20 protein-coding genes are annotated in these 22,776 nt (G+C 40.0%); 8 read left to right on the top strand and 12 right to left on the bottom strand.

What is annotated here, in order from left to right; genetic code table 11:
- Positions 1–19 precede the first annotated feature (19 nt).
- The 6 genes from pth (at position 20) to TRESU_RS03170 (ending at position 4,953) form a co-directional block, all read left to right on the top strand.
- Positions 20–682, top strand: a complete 663-nt coding sequence (gene pth / locus TRESU_RS03195) for an aminoacyl-tRNA hydrolase (RefSeq protein WP_013700876.1) — start codon at positions 20–22, stop codon at positions 680–682.
- A gap of 13 nt (positions 683–695) precedes the next feature.
- Positions 696–1,532 (top strand): nucleoside triphosphate pyrophosphohydrolase, encoded by an 837-nt coding sequence (gene mazG, locus TRESU_RS03190; RefSeq protein WP_013700875.1) that lies wholly within the window; start codon positions 696–698, stop codon positions 1,530–1,532.
- A gap of 276 nt (positions 1,533–1,808) precedes the next feature.
- Positions 1,809–2,420, top strand: a complete 612-nt coding sequence (locus TRESU_RS03185) for an ATP-dependent Clp protease proteolytic subunit (protein WP_041612183.1) — start codon at positions 1,809–1,811, stop codon at positions 2,418–2,420.
- 10 nt (positions 2,421–2,430) lie between these two features.
- Positions 2,431–3,360, top strand: coding sequence for a GNAT family N-acetyltransferase (locus TRESU_RS14060; RefSeq protein ID WP_013700873.1), 930 nt, complete (start codon positions 2,431–2,433; stop codon positions 3,358–3,360).
- Between the two features lie 70 nt (positions 3,361–3,430).
- Positions 3,431–4,291, top strand: a complete 861-nt coding sequence (locus TRESU_RS03175; RefSeq protein WP_013700872.1) for a DbpA RNA binding domain-containing protein — start codon at positions 3,431–3,433, stop codon at positions 4,289–4,291.
- Complete coding sequence (locus tag TRESU_RS03170; RefSeq protein WP_013700871.1) at positions 4,288–4,953, top strand: MBL fold metallo-hydrolase; 666 nt, start codon at positions 4,288–4,290, stop codon at positions 4,951–4,953. Before TRESU_RS03175 ends, TRESU_RS03170 begins: the two co-directional genes overlap by 4 nt.
- Positions 4,954–5,161: 208 nt before the next feature.
- Here TRESU_RS03170 and ftsH read toward each other — a convergent pair whose 3' ends face one another.
- The 4 genes from ftsH to TRESU_RS03150 form a co-directional block, all read right to left on the bottom strand.
- The gene (gene ftsH / locus TRESU_RS03165; RefSeq protein WP_013700870.1) at positions 5,162–7,231 is read right to left on the bottom strand and encodes an ATP-dependent zinc metalloprotease FtsH; all 2,070 of its coding nucleotides are present in this window, start codon (positions 7,229–7,231) and stop codon (positions 5,162–5,164) included.
- Between the two features lie 137 nt (positions 7,232–7,368).
- Complete coding sequence (locus tag TRESU_RS03160) at positions 7,369–8,280, bottom strand: carbohydrate ABC transporter permease (RefSeq protein ID WP_013700869.1); 912 nt, start codon at positions 8,278–8,280, stop codon at positions 7,369–7,371.
- Positions 8,281–8,291: 11 nt separating this feature from the next.
- The gene (locus tag TRESU_RS03155; protein ID WP_013700868.1) at positions 8,292–9,269 is read right to left on the bottom strand and encodes a carbohydrate ABC transporter permease; all 978 of its coding nucleotides are present in this window, start codon (positions 9,267–9,269) and stop codon (positions 8,292–8,294) included.
- Between the two features lie 160 nt (positions 9,270–9,429).
- On the bottom strand, positions 9,430–10,764 hold the full coding sequence (locus TRESU_RS03150) for an ABC transporter substrate-binding protein (RefSeq protein ID WP_013700867.1): 1,335 nt from the start codon (positions 10,762–10,764) through the stop codon (positions 9,430–9,432).
- Positions 10,765–10,964: 200 nt separating this feature from the next.
- Here TRESU_RS03150 and TRESU_RS03145 point away from each other — a divergent pair, with 200 nt between their 5' ends.
- Positions 10,965–11,606: an HAD family hydrolase gene (locus TRESU_RS03145; protein ID WP_013700866.1), complete on the top strand. Its 642-nt coding sequence runs from the start codon at positions 10,965–10,967 to the stop codon at positions 11,604–11,606.
- A gap of 16 nt (positions 11,607–11,622) precedes the next feature.
- Positions 11,623–12,234, top strand: coding sequence for an HAD family hydrolase (locus tag TRESU_RS03140; RefSeq protein WP_013700865.1), 612 nt, complete (start codon positions 11,623–11,625; stop codon positions 12,232–12,234).
- Here the strand turns inward: TRESU_RS03140 and TRESU_RS03135 are convergent.
- The 8 genes from TRESU_RS03135 to TRESU_RS03100 form a co-directional block, all read right to left on the bottom strand.
- Positions 12,231–13,061, bottom strand: coding sequence for a M15 family metallopeptidase (locus TRESU_RS03135; protein WP_013700864.1), 831 nt, complete (start codon positions 13,059–13,061; stop codon positions 12,231–12,233). The genes TRESU_RS03140 and TRESU_RS03135 overlap by 4 nt on opposite strands.
- On the bottom strand, positions 13,054–13,386 hold the full coding sequence (locus TRESU_RS03130) for an STAS domain-containing protein (protein ID WP_013700863.1): 333 nt from the start codon (positions 13,384–13,386) through the stop codon (positions 13,054–13,056). The genes TRESU_RS03135 and TRESU_RS03130 overlap by 8 nt, the downstream gene beginning before the upstream one ends.
- Before the next feature lie 34 nt (positions 13,387–13,420).
- Positions 13,421–15,673, bottom strand: a complete 2,253-nt coding sequence (locus tag TRESU_RS14055) for a PP2C family protein-serine/threonine phosphatase (RefSeq protein WP_013700862.1) — start codon at positions 15,671–15,673, stop codon at positions 13,421–13,423.
- A 3-nt stretch (positions 15,674–15,676) separates the two neighbouring features.
- Positions 15,677–17,077 (bottom strand): PP2C family protein-serine/threonine phosphatase, encoded by a 1,401-nt coding sequence (locus TRESU_RS03120; RefSeq protein ID WP_013700861.1) that lies wholly within the window; start codon positions 17,075–17,077, stop codon positions 15,677–15,679.
- Between the two features lie 133 nt (positions 17,078–17,210).
- On the bottom strand, positions 17,211–18,359 hold the full coding sequence (gene dnaJ / locus TRESU_RS03115; RefSeq protein ID WP_013700860.1) for a molecular chaperone DnaJ: 1,149 nt from the start codon (positions 18,357–18,359) through the stop codon (positions 17,211–17,213).
- Positions 18,360–18,436: 77 nt separating this feature from the next.
- The gene (dnaK, locus tag TRESU_RS03110; protein WP_013700859.1) at positions 18,437–20,386 is read right to left on the bottom strand and encodes a molecular chaperone DnaK; all 1,950 of its coding nucleotides are present in this window, start codon (positions 20,384–20,386) and stop codon (positions 18,437–18,439) included.
- Positions 20,387–20,431: 45 nt separating this feature from the next.
- A complete protein-coding gene (locus TRESU_RS03105) occupies positions 20,432–21,091 on the bottom strand; it encodes a nucleotide exchange factor GrpE (protein WP_013700858.1) in 660 nt (219 codons plus the stop codon).
- Positions 21,092–21,178: 87 nt separating this feature from the next.
- Entirely contained in the window at positions 21,179–22,543 is a 1,365-nt protein-coding gene (locus tag TRESU_RS03100) for a citrate/2-methylcitrate synthase (RefSeq protein WP_013700857.1), read from the bottom strand.
- Positions 22,544–22,776: the final 233 nt, after the last annotated feature.

Below are 22,776 nucleotides of genomic sequence, written 5' to 3'. Positions count from 1 at the left end.
TATAGCCTATAATGCACGCATGATTCAGCTAATTGCATTTTTAGGAAACTATGGAAAGGAATATTCAGGCACAAGACATAATGTTCCATGGATTTTTGAAGAACAGCTTCCGTTTGCATCAAAAATTTCTTGGCAGTCAAAACATAAATCAGAGTTTTCTTGTGTTGACTATGAAGACTTTTTAAATTGGCTAAAAGATTTTTCACTTATAAAACTAAGACAAGACGGTACTTTGCCCATAGCTTCAAATGTTCCAGACAAAATTTACTTTATGAAGCCTTTGACTTACATGAATTTAAGCGGAGAAGCTGTTGGAGAAGCTGCCCGTTTCTTTAAAATAAAACCGGAAAACATTCTTATTCTGCATGATGAAATTGAACTTCCGCTTGGAACAGTCAGTTTAAAATGGTCTGGAGGACTTGGAGGACACAACGGACTTCGCTCAATAAAGGAACATCTTGGAACTGCGGATTTTTGGAGGCTAAGATTCGGAGTTGGAAAACCTGTCCATGGAAGCGTCGCTGATTTTGTGCTAGGCATATTTTCAGAAGATGAAAAAATAATACTTTCACAAGTTTTTTCACAGGCAAATATTCTTTTTTCAAAAATTTTGACTTCATCACAACCAGAAAAACTAATTTCTGAATGGGGAAAGAAAAAAGTTATTCCAGAAACAAAGTAAAAAAAATTATTTTATGGAAAAATCAGAACTTACAAAGAAAATAGAAAACATTTCATTGTCTGCGGCTTCATTCAACAGGCTTTTTGAACTTGCAAATATTCTGCGCAAAGAATGCCCTTGGGATAAAATTCAGACGCCGCAGACATTAAGAAGCACGTTAATAGAAGAAACCTTTGAAACCGTTGATGCGATAACAGAAAAAAGCCCAAGCCACGTACGTGAAGAACTTGGCGATGTGTTTTTCAATCTTATTTTCATTGCAAAATGCTTTGAAGAAGAAAACGAATTTACAATCGATCAAGTTTTAAATGAAGTTTGCGAAAAACTTATCCGAAGGCATCCTCATATTTTTGAAAATGCAAGCGAAACCAATCGTTCAACAAAAATTCAAAGCGCATCAGATGTAAAAGCGCAGTGGGACAAAATAAAAGACAATGTGGAAGGCAGAAAACAGGAAAGCGCAATTGATTCTGTACCAAAAGGATTTCCGCCGCTTTTAAAGGCATTTAAAATTTTAAAGAAAGCTGCAAAAGAAGGCTTTGACTGGCGTGCAACACAACAAGCTTACGATAAAATAAAGGAAGAATTAACTGAAGTAAAGGAATCTTTGCCAGAAAACACAGAAGAAGAAGTTGGAGATTTGCTTTTGTCATGTGTAAATTTAAGCCGCAAACTTAATGTAGATCCGTCTGTTGCGCTTGAAAGAGCCATAAACAAGTTCAGCGCAAGATTCAAGTTTGTTGAAAAAAGTATGAACCAGGAAAATCTTGAAATGAAAGCCGAAAATGACAATAAAATGATGGAATTTTGGAAATCAGCAAAGATTACAGGGCAAACGCATTATAAATAATTTAAGTAAAGATTGCGCGAAGGAACGGTTCGTGAGGCAAAAACACTCTGATTGTTGCGACCGCATGAGCGGGCAATTCTATAGTTACTTTGCAACAATCAGCGTGTAGCGCATTATTGCGCGATTTTGAAGCACGAAACCGTGCCTGGGAACCAGTTTTATGATGAATACATTTATAATGCGTTTGCCCTGGCAAAGATTATTGAAAATATAGCAGATTTATAGTATATTTCTAGCATGGCTGTTTCTTATATTGCAGTCTGTTTTGGAGTAAAAATGATCAAAAAAATCGATGGTATCGTTTTAGAAGATGAAAAAGAAGAAAAAAAAGCTGAAAACTCAGCCCCAGATCCTCTTGCAGAGAAATTTTTAAAAACAAGACAAATCCTTTTAAGCGGTGAAATCTGTGAAGAGCTTGCAGAAAAAATTATAAGACAGCTTTTAATTCTTGAAGCAGACAACGACAAGCCAATTTACATTTATATTGACAGTCCTGGCGGAGATGTTTATGCAGGATTTGCAATTTTTGACACAATCCGTTTTATAAATGCGCCTGTTTATATAATCGGAACTGGTCTTATTGCAAGCGCAGCGGCGTTGATCCTTCTTTCTGTTCCAAAAGAACGCAGGCTTGGACTTCCGCATTCAAGCTACCTGATTCATCAGCCTTCAAGCGGAATGAAAGGTGTTGCGACAGACATCGAAATTCATGCCGCAGAACTCGCAAAGACACGCACAAAGATAAACGAGATAATTTCTGAGCAGACAGGAACTTCATTAGAAAAGGTGTCAAAGGACACTGACCGCGACTACTGGCTTAATTCAGAAGAGGCGGTTCAATACGGACTTATCTGCAAAGTAATTACAAACCGCAAAGACTTAGCCTGACTTTTTCAAAATGACATTCGAGCTTACAGATTCCATTAAAAATGACATTATGTTTGCCATGGAAGACCAAAATTCCCAAAGCGCATTCAATGCCGCGGAAAATAAGGTTGTAAGCTTCATAAAAAATTTTGACAATCCGGCAGAAGACTTAAAAATAGATGAAAACAAAGTTTATTCCTTGCCAAACTGGACAAGCGATGACGGTTTTAATCTTATGGAAGCCTTTTCAGAAACTTGCCGTTCACCTTTAGCGAGGAATGAATTAAAAAGATGCTTGCAAAGCAGAAGGGGGGTGTTCAGAAATTTTAAGAATATTCTAAAAGCGTATCCAGATGTTGAAAAAAGATGGTTTGCATTCAAAACAAAGAGGATGCTTTCTAAAATCAACGAATGGTACAATGACTTGCGCGAGACTTGGGGACTTGAGCTTCTTGAAGAAGATTCCATAGATGAAATGGAAGACCTCGTTCGGAATGATTTTGAGTTCAAGGAATACGATTCTGGCAGGGACAAGGAATGCGTTGATCGTGCAGTTGAAATAATGGCAGAAGAATATAAAGACAGCTTTGAAGGCGAGATTGGGATTTCCATTGCTGCAATGTGGCGTTACCAGTCAGCTTTTTCTAAAAGTGAGAATAAGTATGGTTTTGTTTGCTATTCTCATTTAAAAGAATTTTTAGGCTGCATTTTATTTTCATCATGTCCGTCCTCGGCAAAAAAAACAGTTGTAGTTACTGATTTTTTTGTCTTTCAGAATTACCGTGGCTTAGGCATAGGAAAGGAACTTTTCCAAAAATGTCTGGAAAAAGCAAAAAACAGCGGAATTCAGTGGGTTTTATTTTCAAATACAATTATTCCGGAATCCATGGAACATTTATTAAGCCAGTTTTCTTTTGAAAAGCTAGGATCCGGCTATATTGTAGATTTATTAAAAGATTAATTTTTTATTCTGAAAAGCCATGCAGCGGCAGATTCAGAAAAGAGCCTTAGTTAGTTACAGGAGTTTAATTATGGCATACAACAATAACCGTGAAGGTTTTAAATTGAATGAAGAAAACATCGCATCGTTTTTGAAAGATGCAGTAAACCGCGTAGAAAAAGCAAGCAATGCAGAAATTGAAACATTAAAGCAGATTAAAAAGCTTTTCAAAAAAAATGTTCCGTTTTCGCGCAGAAGCTATGTAGCAGCATTGCTCATCAAAAATGCAAATTCAGGATTCAAAAGTAACCGCTTCAGCCGCACAGAAAAAACAGAAAAATTCGGACGTTCAGACAGAAATGAACGTTTTTCAAGAAATGAAAGCCGCCAGTCAGAAAGAAATTCAGAAGAACGCAAAGAACGCACAGAAAAATCACCACGTGTAACAATCGATCCTTCTGTTGCAGACACAATTTTTATAAGCGTTGGAAGAAGCCGCGGAGTTTTTCCAAGAGATTTAGTCGGGCTTCTCGTAAGTGTTGCAGGTCTTGAACGTTCACGCATTGGAGAAATCAGAGTTCTTTCAAACTATTCTTTTATAACTCTCTTTGCGGAAGACTGCGACAAGACAATAAAAGCATTAAACGAATATGAATACCGCGGAAGAAAATTGAGCGTAAGCTATTCACGCAAAAAGGATGAAAATGAAGTTCCTGAAAACACAGAATCAGCTTCAACAGAGTCTGTCGTTTCAGAAGATACAATACCTGCAAATGTTGTAAATGACGCGCACGCAGACACATCGGCAAACACAGAAGAAGCAAAAATTGCGGCAGAACAGAGCGCATTCGCGGCTTCAATGGACAATGCACCAGCTGAAGATAAGCCATATTCAGAAACAACTGATGACGGTCAGGTAAAATCTCACTTTGGAAACGGTGAAGCATATTGATTCATGCCATACAAACAGGACCTTTTAGCGTTAATACTTACATTGTAAGATTGAAAGGTTCTGACGCATTGATTGTAGATCCAGCCTGCTGCAAATTCTCAAATGACGAGGACAAGTTTTTTTCCTATTTGAAAGAAAATAATCTTGTTCCGAAAGTTATATTTTTAACCCACGGACATTTTGACCATGTGGCAGGACTGAATGCAATAAAGCAAAAATTTCCTGATGTAAAAATTCTTATTAATTCGAACGACGCGCATTTTATAGGAAACGGAAGTGAAATTTTGCAAAGAATTTCACTTGAGCCAATGAATTTCCTTGAGTTTTTGCCCTTTGTTTCAAATCTTCCAGAAGCAGATTTTTTAATTTCTGACAACACAAATCTTTCTTCATATATACAGAATATTCCGCTTCTTGAAAACTGGAAAATTCTTCACACACCCGGACACACAAAAGGGTCTTGCTGCCTATATAATCAAAATGAAAAACTTCTAATAAGCGGCGACACAGTTTTTCACCGTTCTTGGGGGCGCACGGATCTTTTCAGCGGAAGCGATGCGGATATGAAGCACAGCCTGAATAGAATTTACACAGAACTTCCAGACGACACAAAAGTGTTTCCCGGACATAATTACTACGGATTCACGCTCGGAGAAAATTAAGGAAAGCCAACTTTTTATTTACCCTTAATTTCGAGTTTTATAATTTTATGTCATTATCGGGCTTGACCCGATAATCTATCGAAAATTTCCAACAGATTCCCGTAGCACGGTAATGATACTTAAATTACTGTTCTTTTAAAAACTCGACATTTGGGCTATTTAACTTTCCGAAAAAAAAGCCCTGGCAAATAACCAGAGCTTAATGAAATTATTTTTCTTCTGTTACGTCTTTTTTAGCACGAGGTTTTCTTGCTCGTTTAGGCTTTTCCTTTTCTTCAGAAGAATTTTTTACAGCAGTTGATTCAAGCTCATTGCAATGATCTTCAGCCTTTACGATTTCCTGGAATTCCTTGCCATCCATTGTTTCTTTTTCAAGAAGACGCTGCGCAATGTATTCAAGAAGATTTCCGTGTTTTTTCAAAGTTTTCAGGACAAACTGATAACGTTCTTCCATAACACGGGCAATTTCGTCATCCACATATTTCTGAGTATCTTCTGAAAATTCGCGGACAAGCTCAGGCTCCTGAGTTCCATAACCTCTTCCACTTTTTCCAAGAGTAACATTCTTGAATTTTTCGCTCATTCCGTAATCTGTAATCATGCGCTTGATAATATCGGTTGCACGGCTAATATCATTTGAAGCTCCTGTGCTTATTTCACCAAAAATTATCTGCTCAGCCGCACGTCCGCCCAAAAGAACATCTACCTGTCCCATAAGCTCTTTTTTGCTATATAGAAACTGGTCATCTTCCGAACGTTGCAAAGTATATCCCAAAGCGCCCATTCCACGCGGAATAATTGTAATCTTATGAACTGGATCGCTTCCAGGAGTAAACGCCGCAACAAGTGCATGACCAGTTTCATGGTAAGCCACAATCTTGCGCTCATTTTCCTTTACAACGCGGGATTTCTTTTTTAGACCGACCAAAGTTTTTTCTATTGCTTCGTCAAAATCATCCATAAGAACAACTTTTCTTCCAGCACGAACAGCAAGAAGAGCCGCTTCATTTACAATATTTGCCAAGTCTGCGCCGGCAAATCCGCTTGTAGCATGGGCAACTGCGGAAAAATCAACGCTTGGATCTATTTTCACATTCTTTGCATGAAGCCTAAGAATTTCTTCACGGCCTTTTACATCCGGCTTGTCAACTACAATCTGACGGTCAAAACGTCCAGGACGCAAAAGTGCAGGATCCAAAATGTCAGGGCGGTTTGTGGCAGCAAGAATTATAAGTCCCTTTTCATTGTCAAATCCGTCCATTTCAACCAAAAGCTGATTCAGTGTCTGCTCGCGCTCATCGTTTCCGCCAAGATTATTTACACGGCTCTTGCCTATAGCATCAAGCTCATCAATAAAGATAATGCATGGAGCTTTTTCACGGGCAGAACGGAACAAATCGCGAACACGGCTTGCGCCAACACCAACAAACATTTCAACAAAATCAGAACCGGAAATCCTAAAAAACGGAACACCGGCTTCACCTGCAACAGCACGCGCAAGCAAAGTTTTTCCTGTTCCCGGAGGTCCCACAAGCAACGCGCCTTTTGGAATTTTTCCGCCTATATCAGTATATTTCTTAGGCTGCTTCAAAAAGTCAACAAGCTCCATCAATTCTTCTTTTGCTTCATCAACACCTGCCACATCCTGAAAACGAGTCTTAACCTTTCCTTCATCAACAGCCTTTGATCTTCCGCCGCCGCCAAGAATAGAACCCATTCCGCCCATTCCGCCGCCCATTTTTCTGAAAATAAAGAAATACATTAAGAAAATAAAGCCAAATGGAATCACAAGATTAAGCAAAAGCTGAATAAGATAATTGTTCTGACGAGTTACAAATTTGTAGTCCACGCCTTTTTCATCAAGAAATTCAATAAAACCTTCCATGAGAACGCCAGAAGTTCTGTAGACCCCGCCGCTTTCAGTTCCAAGAGACATTCCCATAAAGCCAAATCGTGAAGGCTGAGAAGTACCTGCAGAATGCGAAGTATAGCCAGTAAAATAATTCTCACCAAGCTCAACACGGACAATCTGCCCCTGATCTATAAGATTCCTGAATTCCGAAAAATCAATCAAATCAGTTGGCTTGGAAGAAAACATCATGTTCACGGCTATAAGAACACCGGCAAGAACCAAAAGGATTGTCCAAAAAGGCGGACCTTTCTGCGGACCATTTCCAGAAGGCTTATTGTCTCCCTTTTCATTGTCTGCAGAAAGCTTGAAAAAATCATACGGATCATTTTCAGTCTGCTTCTTGTCATCATCTTTTTTATCGTTCATTTTTACCTCAAGTAGAAATTTTGCTATATCAGATAATATACAATATATTCAGCAACTGGGCAATTAAGAATATGGATTAAGCATAAAAAAAACCGGACTGCAAATGCAATCCGGCATAAGTCTGGCAAATGAAAGCCCTACTCTTTTACACCACCAGCAGTTACACCGCCAATAATGTATCTTGAAAGTAAGAAGTAAATCACAATCAAAGGAAGAATAGCAACAGTCATAAGTGTATAGTTAACACCCAAGTCAAACATCATGTAGTCAGCAGAACGGGCATTTGCAATAACAATCGGAACTGTCCAAAGCTTTTTGTCACTGATTACGAGAGCTGGAACAAAGTAGTTGTTCCAGGAACTAACGAATGCAAAGATTGACTGAACTGCAAACGCTGGCTTGAGCATAGGACAAACAATCGCATTGAAAGTATAGAACTCATTACTTCCGTCTACACGGGCTGCTTCAACAATTGAATAAGGCAAAGTCGCTTCCATTGACTGATACATATAGAAGAAAACAACCGGCGCCGCAATCGCAGGAATAATAAGAGGAATATAAGAATTCATAATTCCAAGCTTTGTAATCAACTGCAAGAATCCAAGTGTAGAAACCTGTGTTGGAACCATCATAACTGCCATGATGAACTTAAACGCGCTCTTTTTGCCTTTGAAATTGTACATATAAATTCCATAGGCAGTCATTGCGCTAAAGTAAGTTGTAAACGCAGCTGTAAAAATAGCAACAAGGAAACTGTTACCAAGACCGCGAAAAATAGGATAGCTTGTTCCGTAAACCTTGCGTTCAACCTGCTGACCAGCAACAACATCAAACCAGCGTTCACTCTTTATAAACTGCTTGATATGAAGCCAAAGCTGAGTTCCAGGGATAGCAGAGAATCCACTCTGAATCTGCGGATGTGAGCGAGTCGCATTGACAACCATGATATAGAATGGAAACAATGAAAGAATCGCCAAAAGAACCAGAACTGCATAGCAGATAAATCTTCTGGTAGAAAGCATTTTCGCCTGACTTTTTAATTTCTCCATAAAATTATCTCCTATCTTTTATTCTGGTACTTGCTCATAGTAATCTTATAAACAAGTCCGCTTAAAACACCAGTAACTGCAAACAGAAGTACAGAAATAGCTCCTGCAGGTCCGTAGTTCTTGCTCTGAAGATGATTGTTAAGCTTCATGATAATAGTCATTGTGGTTCTATCTGGAGTACCGGCAGAATTTGTCAAAATCTGCGGAACATCGAACATCTGGATACCACCAATCAAAGAAGTAATGAAAACATAAACGAAAATCGGTAAAAGCAACGGCATTGTAACTTTAAAGAACACCTGTGAAGGAGAAGCTCCATCTATGCGGGCTGCTTCAAAGAGGCTGTTATCAATTCCCATAACACCAGCCATAAGCAAGATTGTTGTGTTTCCGTACCACATAAGGAAGTTCATTGTAGCAACCAAAGTTCTAGTCCAAGCCGTAGAAGTAAAGAAGTAGATTGGCTTCATTGGCTCAGCCGCACCAAGTCCAAGTGCTGTTTCATTTGTTTTGTCAACAATAGAGCGAATCATGCCGTTTACAGGACCGTTAGGCGAGAACAAAGTAAAGAACAACATTGCGAATGTCGCCGCCATAATCAAGTTAGGCATGTAAATAACTGTCTTAAAGAATCCCTGACCTTTAAGGTTAAGTTCTGTATTTGTAAACCAAACAGCAAGAAGCAAAGAAATTATAATCTGCGGAACAAACCCCATGACCCACATTATAAGTGTATTAAGGAAATATTTTCCCAAGCTGTCGCCAGCAGTAAATATCGCCTTGAAATTTTCTAAACCAATAAAAGTAGGTCCAACAGTAAGAAGTCCTACTCGGTAATACTCAAACAAGCTAAAAATAAAAGTTGTCAAAAGCGGAATGAGCGAAAATATAATATAAATTACAAAGAATGGCGCAATAAAAACATATCCCCAATTGTCATACTGGATGGTATGCTTTCTATTCGCACTTTTTTTAACATCATTTTTCATTAAATCCTCTCAGAAATAATAGCAACACATCATAGAGGGAAGCATTTCTATTGAAAAAAACGGGTAAAAAAAGTGCCACCTTAAAAAGGCGGCACTTTTTTTCTGCAACCTTGAGACTGAAACCATTAAGCCATGGTTTCAGTGATAAGAATTACATCAATTATTTAGACAAGTTTGGATAAAGTTCGATAACAGAAGTATAGAAGTTGTTCCAAGCCTGATCCAGTGAAACTTTTCCGTTGTAGTAGTCAGACATAGCAGCCATAAGTTTTTCTGTCATACCCTGGTCGTACATAGACATACAGCTCTTGTCGATAGAATCAGCAGAATCGATGAATACTGCCATGTGGTTCTGTCCACCCAAGAATGGGTTCTGGTAGTCAGATGCTGCAACTTCGCGCATAGCAGGAGCGTTGTTTGTGAAGTCGCCCATTTCTGTAGCAATACGAACCATTGTGTCTTTTTCGCAAGTAAGTGTGAGCATGATGTCTTTAATCAAGTCAACATTGTCTGAACCTGCTGCACCGCAAATCCAAGTTCCACCCCATGAGAATCCCATAGGTCCTTTGCAGAATGCCCAATCGCCATAAGAACCGTTTCCAACAACATTTCCCTTTGCAGGATCATCGAGAGTGTTAGGAGCAAGACAGAAGTCAATGAACCAAGCTGGTCCAAAGTATCCGAATACTTTTCCGTCTTTCTTTGCACCCTGGAAGCTTTCTGCTGACCAAAGGTTAGCCTTGTTGTTGTAGCCCTTGTCTGTGTATGTCTTTGTCATGTCAACCCAGCGCTGGATCATCGGATCAACTTTGATTTTGTTTCCTACAACCCACTTTGTCTTTACGTTGTCAGAGAATACACGGAATGCATCATCGAATCCAGAAAGCATGAAGTATCCCTTTGCCTTTGCCTTTGCAGCAACTGAGTCAAACTTGTCCCAGTTAGAAAGAGCTTCCTGTACTTTTGCCGGATCGTCTGTTCCAAGAACAGCTTTTGCGATTGAGCGGCGATAGATAAATCCAGCCGGACAAGCCTGCCAAGAAACACCTTTGAGAACTCCTTTAGAGTCTGTCATGATGTCTTTTGTATACTTGAATTGGTTGGCCAAATCAGCCTTTGTAAGACCGATGTCTTTAACTACATCGAGAGTATATGGAGTGTCAACATACTTCAATGCATAGTCAGCTTCAACAAGGAACATATCAATCTTTTCGTCTGCTGCTGCTGAGTTCTGTGCAAGAAGAGCTTCATCAAGCTTATTCTGATAAGCGTTTCCCTGGTTTGGAGTCTGGATAAAGTTAACTTTTACACCAGCTGGAACTTTTGATTTGTAGTATTTTTCAAAACGTGCTGGAAATTCGTCGTTCCAAACAGCGATGTTCAATACCTTTCCGCCAGTTGTCTTACCTTTAGCCTTCTTCTTTCCCCAAGGTGCTGATGTTGCTACTGACGCAACCAATGCTACTCCCAAAACTGTAGCTACTAACTTTTTCATGCAATTGCCTCCTTCATTAGTAATGCATAAACCTTTTTTCTTTCTAAGGTGATTTTCATTATAAATCAGATTTTTTGTTTTGCAACACAAAAAAAGCAAAAAAAATCAATTTTTATAGAAACGTTTCAATAATTATTGTTTTTATCAAAAAATTTGCCGCATACTTTTTACGCAGCATAAAATTCGTTATAATATAAAATATGAAAAACAGCGGTTTTAATGGAATTATTCTGGACATAGACGGCACAATCTGGAACACAACAGGAATTGTCGCAGTCGCCTGGAACAAGGCAATTGAAATGTCCGGACTAAAGGCAAAAAAAGTAAACGCCCAGGTTCTTCAGCAGGAATTCGGAAAAACAATGGACACAATCGCAAGCGACTTATGGCCGGAACTCAGCAAGGCAGAACAAAGCAAACTCATGTCCTACTGCTGCACGGAAGAGCAGATTGCAATCAGGGAAAACACATTCGACATAACATATCCTGGCGTAATTGAAACAATAAAGGAACTTTCATCTTCGGAAAACTTTTACATTGTAAGCAACTGCCAAAATGGATACATTGAGCTTACAATGGAAAAAACAGGACTTTCACCTTTTATAAAAGACTACGAATGCTTCGGGCGCACAGGAAAATCCAAGGCGGAAAACATTCAAATTCTGATGGCAAGAAACAGAATGAATTCCGCAGTTTACATCGGCGACACAAAGGGAGACGAGGACGCTTGCAGGCAGGCAGGAATTCCTTTTATCTGGGCTTCCTACGGATTCGGAAAAGCTTCAAAATACATAGAAAAACTTGAAAACTTCTGCGACTTAAAAAAAATATTTTCAGAATAAAAATACTGGAGGAAAAATGCTTTATATTTTTGACATGGGCGGCGTTGTAACAAATTCCGCGGTTTTAGATGACAAGCTAAGCAAGGTTCTTGGAATTTCAGTTGAAGAATTTGAAAGAATCTGCGGAAAAAAAACAGACGGCGCAAACAAAGGTCAGCTTGAAAGCCTAGGATTGTTCAGTCTTTGCTCCGATGGAATAATTGACACAAACGAATTCTGGGCGGAATTTTCAAAGAGAAGCGGAATTGCCGTAAAAACAGACTGGTTCAGGTGGCTTTTTCATCCTGTAAGAAACGAAAAAACTGTTGCAATTGTAAAGGCTTTGCGTTCGGAGGGAAACAGAGTTGTGTGCGGAACAAACACAGTTTCTGCGCATTATTTTAACCACCTTGAGCGCGGCGACTATGCGATTTTTGACCAGACATACAGCTCGTGCTACATGGGAGTTTCCAAGCCGGACACAAACTTCTGGAAAATAATCCTTGAGGCGGAAAATGTTCCTGCAAAAGACACGGTGTTCGTTGACGACAGAAAAGATAACTGCGAAGCCGCCGCTTCAATTGGAATTCACGCAATCCAGTTTACAACAGCGGAAGAAGTCGCCAAGCTTTTGGGAGTAAAAATTTAATTTGTGTTTTTCCAGCAGTCTATAAATTCAAGCATGAACTGCTGGATTCCGCCGAACCACTTCTGCTGAAAACGGCAGGCGTTTTTTCCTATGTAGCGGAAGTGCCAGCATTCCCAGCGGTAGCCGGTAACATCTTCATAGCCTTTTGGAAACGAAAGAGACCAGCCGTAATCAGCGGCATTTTTATAGATCCATTGTCCCATCTGGGTTTTGTCAAAGTCATCAGAAATCGAGCCAAAGTCAACTGCTGTTCCAAGCTGATGCTGGCTTGTTCCGGGGCGCGCGCTTTCACGTTCAGCCTCTTCAAGTCCGTCAACACTTACCCAGTAGTTAAAAAGATTTTCCTGATAAGAATAAGAACGGTAGGCAGAGCTTACCAACAGTCTTATTCCATCATTTAATGCGGCCTGCGCCATTTCATTTAAAGCAGAATAAGCTTCCGGGCGGATTTTCATTCCAGCTTTGTTCAAGTCAAAAAGGCTGTTTTTTTTCAAAGAAACTAAGTCTTTTGGCGCATAAGAAGAAGACACGGTGTGCTTTTTGTCAATTAAAAAGAAAAGGCTTTTGTCATCTGGGCGGAATGTTTTTTCCTCCTCAAGAATCGCATAAAGATCTTTTATAAATTCCGTCTTATTTTCTTCTGTAACACAAATGGCTTCTTTTGCTCTGGCAGACATTTTCTGAAAAACTCTGCTGAACTTTTCTTCTTCCGCAGATGGAATTTTTACAATCGGCTTTGAAGACTGGGCATAAGCTTTTTTTTCGCAGCCTGCAAGACAAAAAATTCCGGCAATTGCAAAAGCCGCCAAAAGAATTTTTCTAGTCATCAGAAACCTCAGTAACTGAATGAATTATATGGAACATATCGAAAAATCCAGTCCGCTCCAAAGCGCGCTTTACCGGCTCGGAAGGATTCATTATAAAAAGCTTAGTCCCGGAAGATTCCGCATCATTATGCCCTGCAAGAATAAGTCCAACGCCAGAAGAGTCAACTTGAATTATCTGGCTTGAATCAAGGACAACGTTCGTGTCAGCAATATATTCAAAAAGCTTTTCCTGAAGCTCAGTAATCGTGTAGGAATCCAAAGTGCCTGTAAGCTCAAGCAGCATATAGTTAACACCAATTTTTTCTTTAAGAGCAAGCTGATTCATTTTTTGCCTCTTTTAAAAATCTTTTTATAAAATCTTAAGCCTGAGCCTGATTTCCCAAATATTTCATAACAAGTATTGTAATGTCGTTTTCAAGTTCCTTTGAAGTAAATTCAACAAGAGCATCATAAGTGAACTTCGCCATTTTTTCAGCAGGATAGCCGGAATTTTCCATAAGAGCAGTTTGAGTTCTTGTTTTTCCGAAGATGTCTCCGCGCAAAGACTTTGTATCAATGATTCCGTCTGTTACAATCATAACTATGTCGCCTTCGGAAAGCTTGACTTTCTTTACTTTTATGTACGGAGCCACATCTTTTACAAATCCAAGAATATGTCCTTCACCCTGAACTTCAATAACATTGTTATATGCGCGAGTGTACACAAGCAACGCAGGAATTCCGCAGTTGATATAATACATTGTGTCTGTATTGAAATCAAGAATTCCAAAAGTTCCGGCAAAGAAAGTTCCCTTGGGAAGATTTTCACGGATAAATGTATTCACTTTTGCAACAAGCAGCTTGAAGTCTGTGGTTTCAGAAAGGAAAGTTCTGATAATGGACTTCAAGATAACCATTCCCATTGAAGCCGCTATTCCTTTTCCGCTTAAAGCTCCGATTACAAAAATGTGCCGCGTGTCTGTAAGGCGAATCATGTCCACAAATTCACCGCCAATGTTGTGGGCAGGAACCATAAGATAGCCAGCATCAACTTTCTTGCTTTTTATTAAATCCATGTTTTCCTGGATAGAAGTAATAATCTGCCCGGACATTCTGATTTCGCGTTTTACAGTTCCAACTACGGCTTCGTTCATGATGTTCTTTACGTAATATCCTACAACAAAGAAATTTGAATAGAACTTGTTAAAGACCTCGTAATCGTATTCAGAATAAATGTTTCCGCTGATTTTTTTGCCAAGAAGAATCAAGCCGATAAACTGGCGGCCTTCGCTCAGCATAATCATCGCATCTGAATTTGTTCTGTCCATTACTCCAAGAATTTTGCTTCTTACAGAGGCAACGGAATTGTTGGTCTGGGCAAATTCGCGGAAAACAATCTGATGATGGTTGTTCAATAAAACATCCGCAACTGACTGGTCAATCGGAGTAGAAAAACTTTTGTCACCGTCAGAAGAATAAATGCAGATCATGTTGCCAACGCCATCTTCAATAAGAATTTTCATTGAAGAAGAGCCGACATATTTTTTGAATACATTGAATACACTTCCTGTAATTTCATTCGCTTCAAGGTTGAAATCTATTGAAGTTATGTCGCGCTCAAAATCTTCCGAATACATTTTGTTTCTAAAAAGCTCGGAATTCTTGAACTTCCTGCGGAAAAGCATAAACACAAAGAAAACAAACGCAATCGCAACATAAATCAAAAGTTCAAAAATACGAATATTAACATTTGAAACCGGCAGAAGAATAATAAAGAAAACTGCGGAAGCAAGCATCGGCGCAACAAATCCAATCAAAAGGCGCACAAAGCCCATCAAAAGAATTCTAGCGTCAACAATTTCGTCATTACCATTTGAACGCGCAAAGAAATACAGTTCTGGAATAAATCCAATCGGAGCAAAGTTGTTAAGAACCGGATGAATTTCAGAGCAGAGATTTATATACCAGAAAACCACCCAGGAAAGCATGATTCCAAAGACATTCTGAAGCATATTCTGCTGCTTGAGTTTTGAAGTTGTATTTTCAGCGCGGACAATAACCATGACGCAAACAAATGCCGGAATCAAACCCCTGTAAAGAAAGTTGTAAAAAGTAAGCCAGGAAACATTGAATGCGCCACTCAGTTTTCCTTTAAATACGATTCCAGAAGAAATGCGAAGGAAGTTTCCTTTTGCAAGCGTAACCGAAGTAAATGCGTTCGGAGCAAAGAAAACCATGTAAACTGCAAGAATAAAAAGCAAAACCTGAAAAAATGTAACAGTCTTGTATTTTTTATAATCCGGAAAAACAAGCATATAGCTGCAGCTGCACACAGCAAACCAGCCCATAATCAGGTAAGTGAATCTTCCTGAAAGCAAGGCTGCTGGAAATGAGTTATGAAGCTCAACATGAAGCGACTGCGTTCCATCTGGATTGGAAAGCAAAGTATGTTGCACTGAATTGTCCAGACAGAGTATAATTGTAATCGCCATAAATAAAAATATAACACCCAAGAACAAAAACAAGTTTACAAGGCTTGCGTTGGAAGAATTTCCCTTTACATTTTTATCAATGCTAAATGAAATATAAACAAGAATAGCGCAGATAATAATATTTATAACAACAAAAATCATTTTCTACCTCTCGACCTTGGCGACCATCATTGTAACGTCGTCCCTGAGCTTTTTTCCACCGTTGTATTCCATAATAAGATTTACAACATCATCTATAAATTCTTTTGGCGACTTTGCCGCGCTCTTTTTAATCGTCTTTTGATAAAGTTCTGTATCCCCAAGTTCCACGCCTTCGTCATTCATAACTTCAGAAACACCGTCGGAAGCCATAAGAATAACATCATCGCGGAACAAACGCTGCTCATCAACCTGAACATCGTCAATGTCAATAATTCCAACAAGTGAACAGTTGGAAGTCAGAGGCTTGATTCTATAGCCGGACGGAGAATTTGTGATAATCAGCGGATCAGACATGGAAGCGTTTACATAGCGGATTGTCATTTTTTCAGTATCAACGATTCCAATAAAAAGAACCGTGTATTTATCCTGAAGCTTCATTCCTTTTATCGCCTTGTCAACAGCCCTAATCATGGCAGGAAGATTTTCCTTGTCTCCAAGAATTTTTACTGTGTTCATAACAAGTCCCATGACCAGCGCGGCCGCAAGACCTTTTCCAGAAACGTCTCCCAGCATAAGTAGTGTTTTTGTCGAAGAAATCGGAAGAACTGAATAATAGTCTCCTGAAACATTTACAAGCGGACGGTAATATGCCGCAACAGAAAGCTTGTCAATCTTAGGCATATCCAGCGGCAAGAACGACTTTTGTGTGTCCGCAAGCTGCTTCCATTCTCTTGAAAGTGAAGAAATTTCAGACAAATTGCTGATTGTAAGTGCCCTGGCCTGAAAACGCGCGAATTCATCATAAAGAAGCTTGTAAATTTCAGAATCAAAAAGCTTTGTGTATCGGCAGAAAACGTAAAGGTGCTTTTTATTTCTTGAAAGAATAAAACCGCGCGCCTGGCTCTGCTTTGTTACAATGCCGAATTCATCTCCCATAAAGAAATAGCCTTCGCTCCAAGTAACAGGATAGTTAAGCCTGAGCGCATCCATTACGGATTTAGAGCAGGAAATTCTATCCGGGCTGTTGTAAAGGACATAGTCTTTTTCACGGTCAATAAAAAGAACAGAGCAGTCACCTTTTAATTCAAGAACTGAAGAAATCGCCTCGTAAAAATCATCCAGCGAATAGCAGAAACGGATTTTATCGATAAATTCACTTAAAATGCCAGTTTCCTTTGTAAAAAACGCCTTGTTCCGGATTATGTCAAGAATTCCGTTTTTTAAATGCGTAACAACAACATAGATGATTGAAAAAACAACAGAAGTTGTTGTAAAGGCAAAGAATATAACATTTTCACGTGCATTTTTTACAGCAGGAGAAACGGCTGAAACTAAGAAAGCTAAAATTACAAGAAAAACGGCTCCCGTTGCAATTGAAACGGCATGTCTTTTAGTCTTATACATCTCTGCACCTCGCTCTTGGGTTTATACAACAGTATATCATACTATCGGCAGAAATTTAAGAAAAAATTATATGAAACTTAGAAATGAGCTAGGACAGTTTTCCCCGATCAAGCCGGGGAATGTTAATTTTTTATCAGCCTAAGGATTCTCTTGTCAAAAGATCCGGCGAAGATGTTGGCTTTTCCAATGCGGCAAAAGCTTCCATCGCGGCAATCTGCTGACGGGAAAGCTTTGAAGGAATCTGAACCATAATCTTTACATAAAGGTCGCCTTTTCTTGAAGAGCCTTCAAATGGAACGCCTTCATCGCGTATGCGGAGAAATTTTCCATGCTGAGTTCCTGCCGGAACTTTTATAGACAAAGTCTTTTCATCAAGATTCTTGATTTCTATAGTAGCACCCAAAATCGCCTGGGATATGCTTATTGGAACTGCGCAATACAAATCATGACCATCGCGCTCAAAATATCTGTCAGACCGTACATTTACAACTATTATAAGGTCTCCGGCGGAACCGCCGTGTGTTCCAGCATTTCCCATTCCGTGGATAGAAAGCCGCCGTCCGTTTTCTACGCCAGCAGGAATTTTTACGCTCATTGTTGTTGACTTTGCAAAAACTCCAGTTCCGCGGCAAGAAGCGCAAGGCTTGTCAATTACAGTTCCCTTTCCGTGGCAAGTAGGACAAGTCTGCTGAACAACAAAGAAACCAGAGCTTCTTCCAACCTGACCTCTTCCGCCGCAGCTAGGACAAGTCTTTACAGAAGAGCCTGCGGCTCCTCCTGTTCCGTGGCAATCAGGACACTGCTCGTCCCGCCTGAAAGTTATATCTTTTTTGCAGCCATAAACCGCTTCTTTAAAATCAATATGCAAATCATAACGCAAACTCGCGCCGTCATTATTGCTTCTGCTTCTTCCGCCTGAACTTCCGCCAAAGCCAAATCCGCCGCCAAAAAGATTTTCAAAAATATCGCTGAATCCGCTTGAGCCGCCGAACAAATCGCTAAAGTCATGGAAAGCGTGGCTATATCCACCGCCAGCATCTCCGCCTCCCATTCCTTCCAATCCAGCAAAGCCATACTGATCATAAATCGGACGTTTTTGATCATCGCTTAGAACTTCATAAGCTTCTGTTGCTTCCTTGAATTTTTCCTCTGCGACCTTATCACCTGGATTGCGGTCTGGATGATACTGAATGGCAAGTTTTCTATAAGCTTTTTTTATTGCGTCCTTATCCGCATTTTTATCAACACCTAAAACTTCGTAATAATCACGTTTTGCAGACATACTGTCTTCCTATAAAATCGAGGTTGCCCCGAAATTTCTTTCAAGGCAACCCCGTTTCTCTTACTTTAGATTAGATTTTAGTTTTTTACTTCGTACTCAACATCATCAGCGTTATTTGCGCCCTTGAAGCCAGAACCATTTCCGTCTTTTCCTTCATCAGGATTTGGATTTGAAGTTCCCTGTGCTCCTGCCGCACCCTGCTGTTGCTGTGCAGCCTGAGACTTGTAAAGTTCTTCAGCCATCTTGTAAGAAGCCTGCTTCAAGTTTTCAGCCTTAGCCTTGATGTCATCGATATTATCGCCCTTAAGAGCTTCCTTAAGTTCGTTCATTGATGCTTCAATCTTTGACTTTTCGTCAGCAGAAATCTTGTCGCCTATATCCTTGAGAGATTTTTCAGTTGCATAAACAAGGCTGTCAGCTTCGTTCTTTGCATCGATTGCCTCTCTTTTCTTTTTGTCGGCATCGGCATTTGCCTCGGCATCTTTTACCATACGGTTGATTTCCTCTTCAGAAAGTCCGCTTGAAGAAGTAATCTGAATATGCTGTTCTTTACCAGTTCCCATATCCTTTGCGCTTACATGGACAATTCCGTTCGCATCAATATCGAATGTAACTTCAATCTGAGGAACTCCACGAGGTGCCGCAGGAATTCCTGTAAGGTCAAAATTACCCAAAGTTCTGTTCTGGGCTGCCATTTCGCGCTCACCCTGAAGAACATGGATGCTTACAGCAGTCTGATTGTCCATCGCTGTAGAGAAAACCTGGCTCTTCTTTGTAGGAATTGTTGTGTTACGGTTGATAAGGCGAGTAAAGACTCCGCCCATTGTTTCGATTCCCAAAGAAAGAGGTGTAACATCAAGCAAAAGAACATCTTTTACATCGCCTGCAAGAACACCGCCCTGAATTGCAGCTCCAATTGCAACTGCTTCATCCGGGTTAACAGCACGGCTTCCTTCTTTTCCAAAAATTGACTTTACAATTTCCTGAACTTTTGGCATACGGCTTGAACCGCCGACAAGAAGAACTTCGTCAATCTTATCAGGTGTAATTTCAGCATCTTTCATGGCCTTCATACAAGGCTCGCGTGTAGCTTCAAACAAATGGTCTGTCATCTGCTCAAACTGGGCACGTGTCAAAGTTTTCTGCAAGTGCTTAGGACCTGTGGCATCAGCTGTAATAAACGGCAAGTTGATTTCAGTTGTTGTCTGGTTTGAAAGAGAAATCTTTGCATTTTCAGCAGCTTCACGAAGTCTCTGCAAAGCCATGCTGTCCTTTGAAAGATCGATTCCAGTATCAGCCTTGAACTGCTCAATAAGCCAGTTTACAACACAGCGGTCCCAGTCGTCTCCACCAAGGTGAGTGTTTCCGTTTGTAGATTTTACTTCGAAAACACCGTCGCCAAGCTCAAGAATTGAAATATCAAATGTACCGCCGCCAAGATCGTATACCGCGATTGTTTTTTCCTGCTTCTGATCCTTGTTGAATCCGAATGCCAAGGATGCTGCTGTAGGCTCATTGATAATACGCTTTACATCAAGACCAGCAATTTTACCAGCATCTTTTGTAGCCTGACGCTGAGCATCGTTAAAGTAAGCAGGAACTGTAATTACAGCTTCTGTAACCGTTTCGCCAAGATAATCTTCCGCAGTCTTCTTCATTTTCTGAAGAATAAACGCTGAAATTTCCTGAGGGCTGTATTCCTTCTTTGCTCCGTTTTCTTCAACTTCAACACGGACATCTTCACCGTGGTCTTTTACAGTGTATGGAACAAGCTTTGCTTCACCAGAAAGCTCGTTGTAGCGGTGTCCGATAAAACGTTTAATAGAATAAATTGTGTTTTTTGGATTTGTAACCATCTGGTTCTTTGCAGGAAGACCAACAATGCGGTCTCCTTTTGCAGTAAAACCAACGATTGAAGGTGTTGTGCGTCCGCCTTCTGAGTTCTGGATTACAACAGGCTCGCCGTTTTCCATTACAGCGACGCAAGAATTTGTTGTTCCCAAGTCAATTCCAATAATCTTACCCATAATATTTACCTCTTTTTATATTCAATTTATCTTTTCCTGAAGAAACTATTTTTGTTCTTCAGTTTCTTTCTTTTCTTCTGACGGCGGATTTACAGTTCCGTCCGGCATACTCACCATTACTTTTGCATGGCGAATAACTCTGTTCTTGAGTTTATAGCCTTTCAGATAAACTACTTTCAGAACAGGAGAAGCTACCGGGTCTTGAGAAGAGCCAATGGCTTCATGAATATCCGGATCAAACGCATCGCCTGCAACACCGTAAGAAACAAGATTGTACTTGTTCTCAAGCATACTGATGAGGTTCTTGTTTATCATTGTAACGCCATCAGCAATAGACTTTGGATCTGTGGCAGTAGCCGCGGCTTCGACAGTGCGGTCAAAGTTATCAAGGCTTTCAAGAAGATCCTTTAGCAAATTTGTGTTTGCAAAATCAAAGGCTTCCTGCTTTTCCTGAATCGCTCTTTTTCTGTAGTTGTCAAAATCAGCAGCACGGCGCAAAACCTGATCTTTTAAGTCAGCATTTTCCTTTTTCAGTCCGTCAATCTGCTTTTCAAGCTCTGAAATTTTTTCTTCTGCGGAAAGAGTTTTTTCTTCCTGAACTTCCGCATTTTCTTTTTTTTCATTCTCCTGAGCTACGGCATTCTGAAGTTTTTCATGCTCTTCGTGCTTGTGTTCCTCGTGGTGATGATGTTTTTCTTTGCTCATTTCATTTTCCTATCTGATGAAAAAGATAATAAAATTTATATCGAGTTGTCAACAAATTTTTGAATTTTGTCATCAGTAATGTATTTTTTATTTACGTTTTTCCATTGGAACATACTCACGCTCTTCTGCGACATTTTTATATGCCGGGCGGTAAATGCGTTTTCCTGCGACAATCTCTTCAATTCTATGCGCGCTCCAGCCGGCAATTCTCGCAATGGCAAACAAAGGAGTGTAAAGCTCACGCGGAATTCCAAGCATTGAATAAACAAAGCCTGAATAAAAGTCAACATTTGTGCAGATGCGCTTTTTTTGTCCGTGAAGCTCATAAAGAATTTCCGGAGCAAGCCGTTCTATTGAAGTGTAAAGATTGAATTCTTCCTCGCAGTCCTTTTCCTTTGCAAGTTCTGCAGCCTTGTTTCTTAGAAGAATTGCACGCGGATCGCTGATTGTATAGACGGCGTGCCCTTGTCCGTAGATAAGTCCTGTGCGGTCGAAGGCTTCTTTTTTCCCGATTTTATAAAGATAGTCCTCTATTTCCTTTTCGTTGCTCCAGTCTCTTACATTTTCTTTGATATTGTCCATCATTTCTATAACGCGGATATTCGCTCCACCATGGCGGCGGCCTTTTAAAGAGCCAACCGCGGCGGCAACAGCGGAATAAGTATCTGTGTCCGCAGATGAAACTACGTGGATTGTAAGAGAAGAGTTGTTTCCACCACCGTGCTCGGCATGAAGAATAAGCGCAAGGTCAAGAATTTCAGCTTCAAGACGAGTATAGCTCTTATCGTTTCTTGTAAGGCGCAGGAAATTTTCAGAAGTGCTAAGCTCTGGAAGCGGATTATGGATGTACATACTTTTTCCATCATAATAGCGGCGTTTTGCCTGATAGCCATAAGCGGCCAATGTGGAAAAGCGGGAAATAAGCTCTATGCACTGGCGAAGAATATTTGCAACATCGCGGTTTTCAGGATCTGGATCATAAGAATATGAGGCAAGAACTCCGCGCGCTATTTTATTCATAATATCGCTTGAAGGCGCTTTCATTATCATGTCTTCTGTAAAATATTCAGGAAGAGACCTTAGGCTTCCCAAGAAACTTGAAAATTCATCCAGCTGCGACTGAGTAGGAAGCTGTCCGAACAAAAGAAGATAAACGCACTGCTCAAATCCAAACTGATGATGAAGCTCCGCGTCTTCTACAATATCCTCAACATTATATCCACGGTAAATCAGTTTTCCAGGAATGGCGACTTTGCTTCCAGACTCATCGATATAATATCCTACAACATCTCCGATTTTTGTAAGTCCGACCAAAACTCCGCGTCCGTCCGCATATCTAAGTCCGCGCTTGACATTGAATTTTTCATAAAGGGCTGGATCTATGGGATCGTTGTCCACAGTAAGTTTTGAAAGTTTGTCGATAAAATTTGAGTTCTGACTGTTTTCGTTCATAGACGAGCCTCCATTTTTGTATAAATATGCACTTTTTTTTTGTAAAACAACATCAGTATACAAAAAACTAAGTATTTATTCAATAAGAGAGAATAATTGAGACAGGGCAAACGCATTATAAATAATTTAAGTAAAGTTTGCGCGAAGAAACGGTTTCGTGGGCAAAAACACTCTGATTGTTGCGCCCGCGTGAGCGGGCAATTCTATAGTTACTTTGCAACAATCAGCGTGTA

The sequence above is a fragment of the Treponema succinifaciens DSM 2489 genome, from assembly GCF_000195275.1.
Classification (GTDB): domain Bacteria; phylum Spirochaetota; class Spirochaetia; order Treponematales; family Treponemataceae; genus Treponema_D; species Treponema_D succinifaciens.
This window is presented reverse-complemented; position numbering and strand designations above follow the sequence as displayed.

Excerpts from the sequence above, each read along its gene's own strand:
- pth (WP_013700876.1), top strand. The coding sequence starts at position 20 with ATGATTCAGCTAATTGCATTTTTAGGAAACTATGGAAAGGAATATTCA.
- mazG (WP_013700875.1), top strand. The coding sequence starts at position 696 with ATGGAAAAATCAGAACTTACAAAGAAAATAGAAAACATTTCATTGTCT.
- TRESU_RS03185 (WP_041612183.1), top strand. The coding sequence starts at position 1,809 with ATGATCAAAAAAATCGATGGTATCGTTTTAGAAGATGAAAAAGAAGAA.
- TRESU_RS14060 (WP_013700873.1), top strand. The coding sequence starts at position 2,431 with ATGACATTCGAGCTTACAGATTCCATTAAAAATGACATTATGTTTGCC.
- TRESU_RS03175 (WP_013700872.1), top strand. The coding sequence starts at position 3,431 with ATGGCATACAACAATAACCGTGAAGGTTTTAAATTGAATGAAGAAAAC.
- ftsH (WP_013700870.1), bottom strand. The coding sequence starts at position 7,231 with ATGAACGATAAAAAAGATGATGACAAGAAGCAGACTGAAAATGATCCG.
- TRESU_RS03160 (WP_013700869.1), bottom strand. The coding sequence starts at position 8,280 with ATGGAGAAATTAAAAAGTCAGGCGAAAATGCTTTCTACCAGAAGATTT.
- TRESU_RS03155 (WP_013700868.1), bottom strand. The coding sequence starts at position 9,269 with ATGAAAAATGATGTTAAAAAAAGTGCGAATAGAAAGCATACCATCCAG.
- TRESU_RS03150 (WP_013700867.1), bottom strand. The coding sequence starts at position 10,764 with ATGAAAAAGTTAGTAGCTACAGTTTTGGGAGTAGCATTGGTTGCGTCA.
- TRESU_RS03145 (WP_013700866.1), top strand. The coding sequence starts at position 10,965 with ATGAAAAACAGCGGTTTTAATGGAATTATTCTGGACATAGACGGCACA.
- TRESU_RS03140 (WP_013700865.1), top strand. The coding sequence starts at position 11,623 with ATGCTTTATATTTTTGACATGGGCGGCGTTGTAACAAATTCCGCGGTT.
- TRESU_RS03135 (WP_013700864.1), bottom strand. The coding sequence starts at position 13,061 with ATGACTAGAAAAATTCTTTTGGCGGCTTTTGCAATTGCCGGAATTTTT.
- TRESU_RS03130 (WP_013700863.1), bottom strand. The coding sequence starts at position 13,386 with ATGAATCAGCTTGCTCTTAAAGAAAAAATTGGTGTTAACTATATGCTG.
- TRESU_RS14055 (WP_013700862.1), bottom strand. The coding sequence starts at position 15,673 with ATGATTTTTGTTGTTATAAATATTATTATCTGCGCTATTCTTGTTTAT.
- TRESU_RS03120 (WP_013700861.1), bottom strand. The coding sequence starts at position 17,077 with ATGTATAAGACTAAAAGACATGCCGTTTCAATTGCAACGGGAGCCGTT.
- dnaJ (WP_013700860.1), bottom strand. The coding sequence starts at position 18,359 with ATGTCTGCAAAACGTGATTATTACGAAGTTTTAGGTGTTGATAAAAAT.
- dnaK (WP_013700859.1), bottom strand. The coding sequence starts at position 20,386 with ATGGGTAAGATTATTGGAATTGACTTGGGAACAACAAATTCTTGCGTC.
- TRESU_RS03105 (WP_013700858.1), bottom strand. The coding sequence starts at position 21,091 with ATGAGCAAAGAAAAACATCATCACCACGAGGAACACAAGCACGAAGAG.
- TRESU_RS03100 (WP_013700857.1), bottom strand. The coding sequence starts at position 22,543 with ATGAACGAAAACAGTCAGAACTCAAATTTTATCGACAAACTTTCAAAA.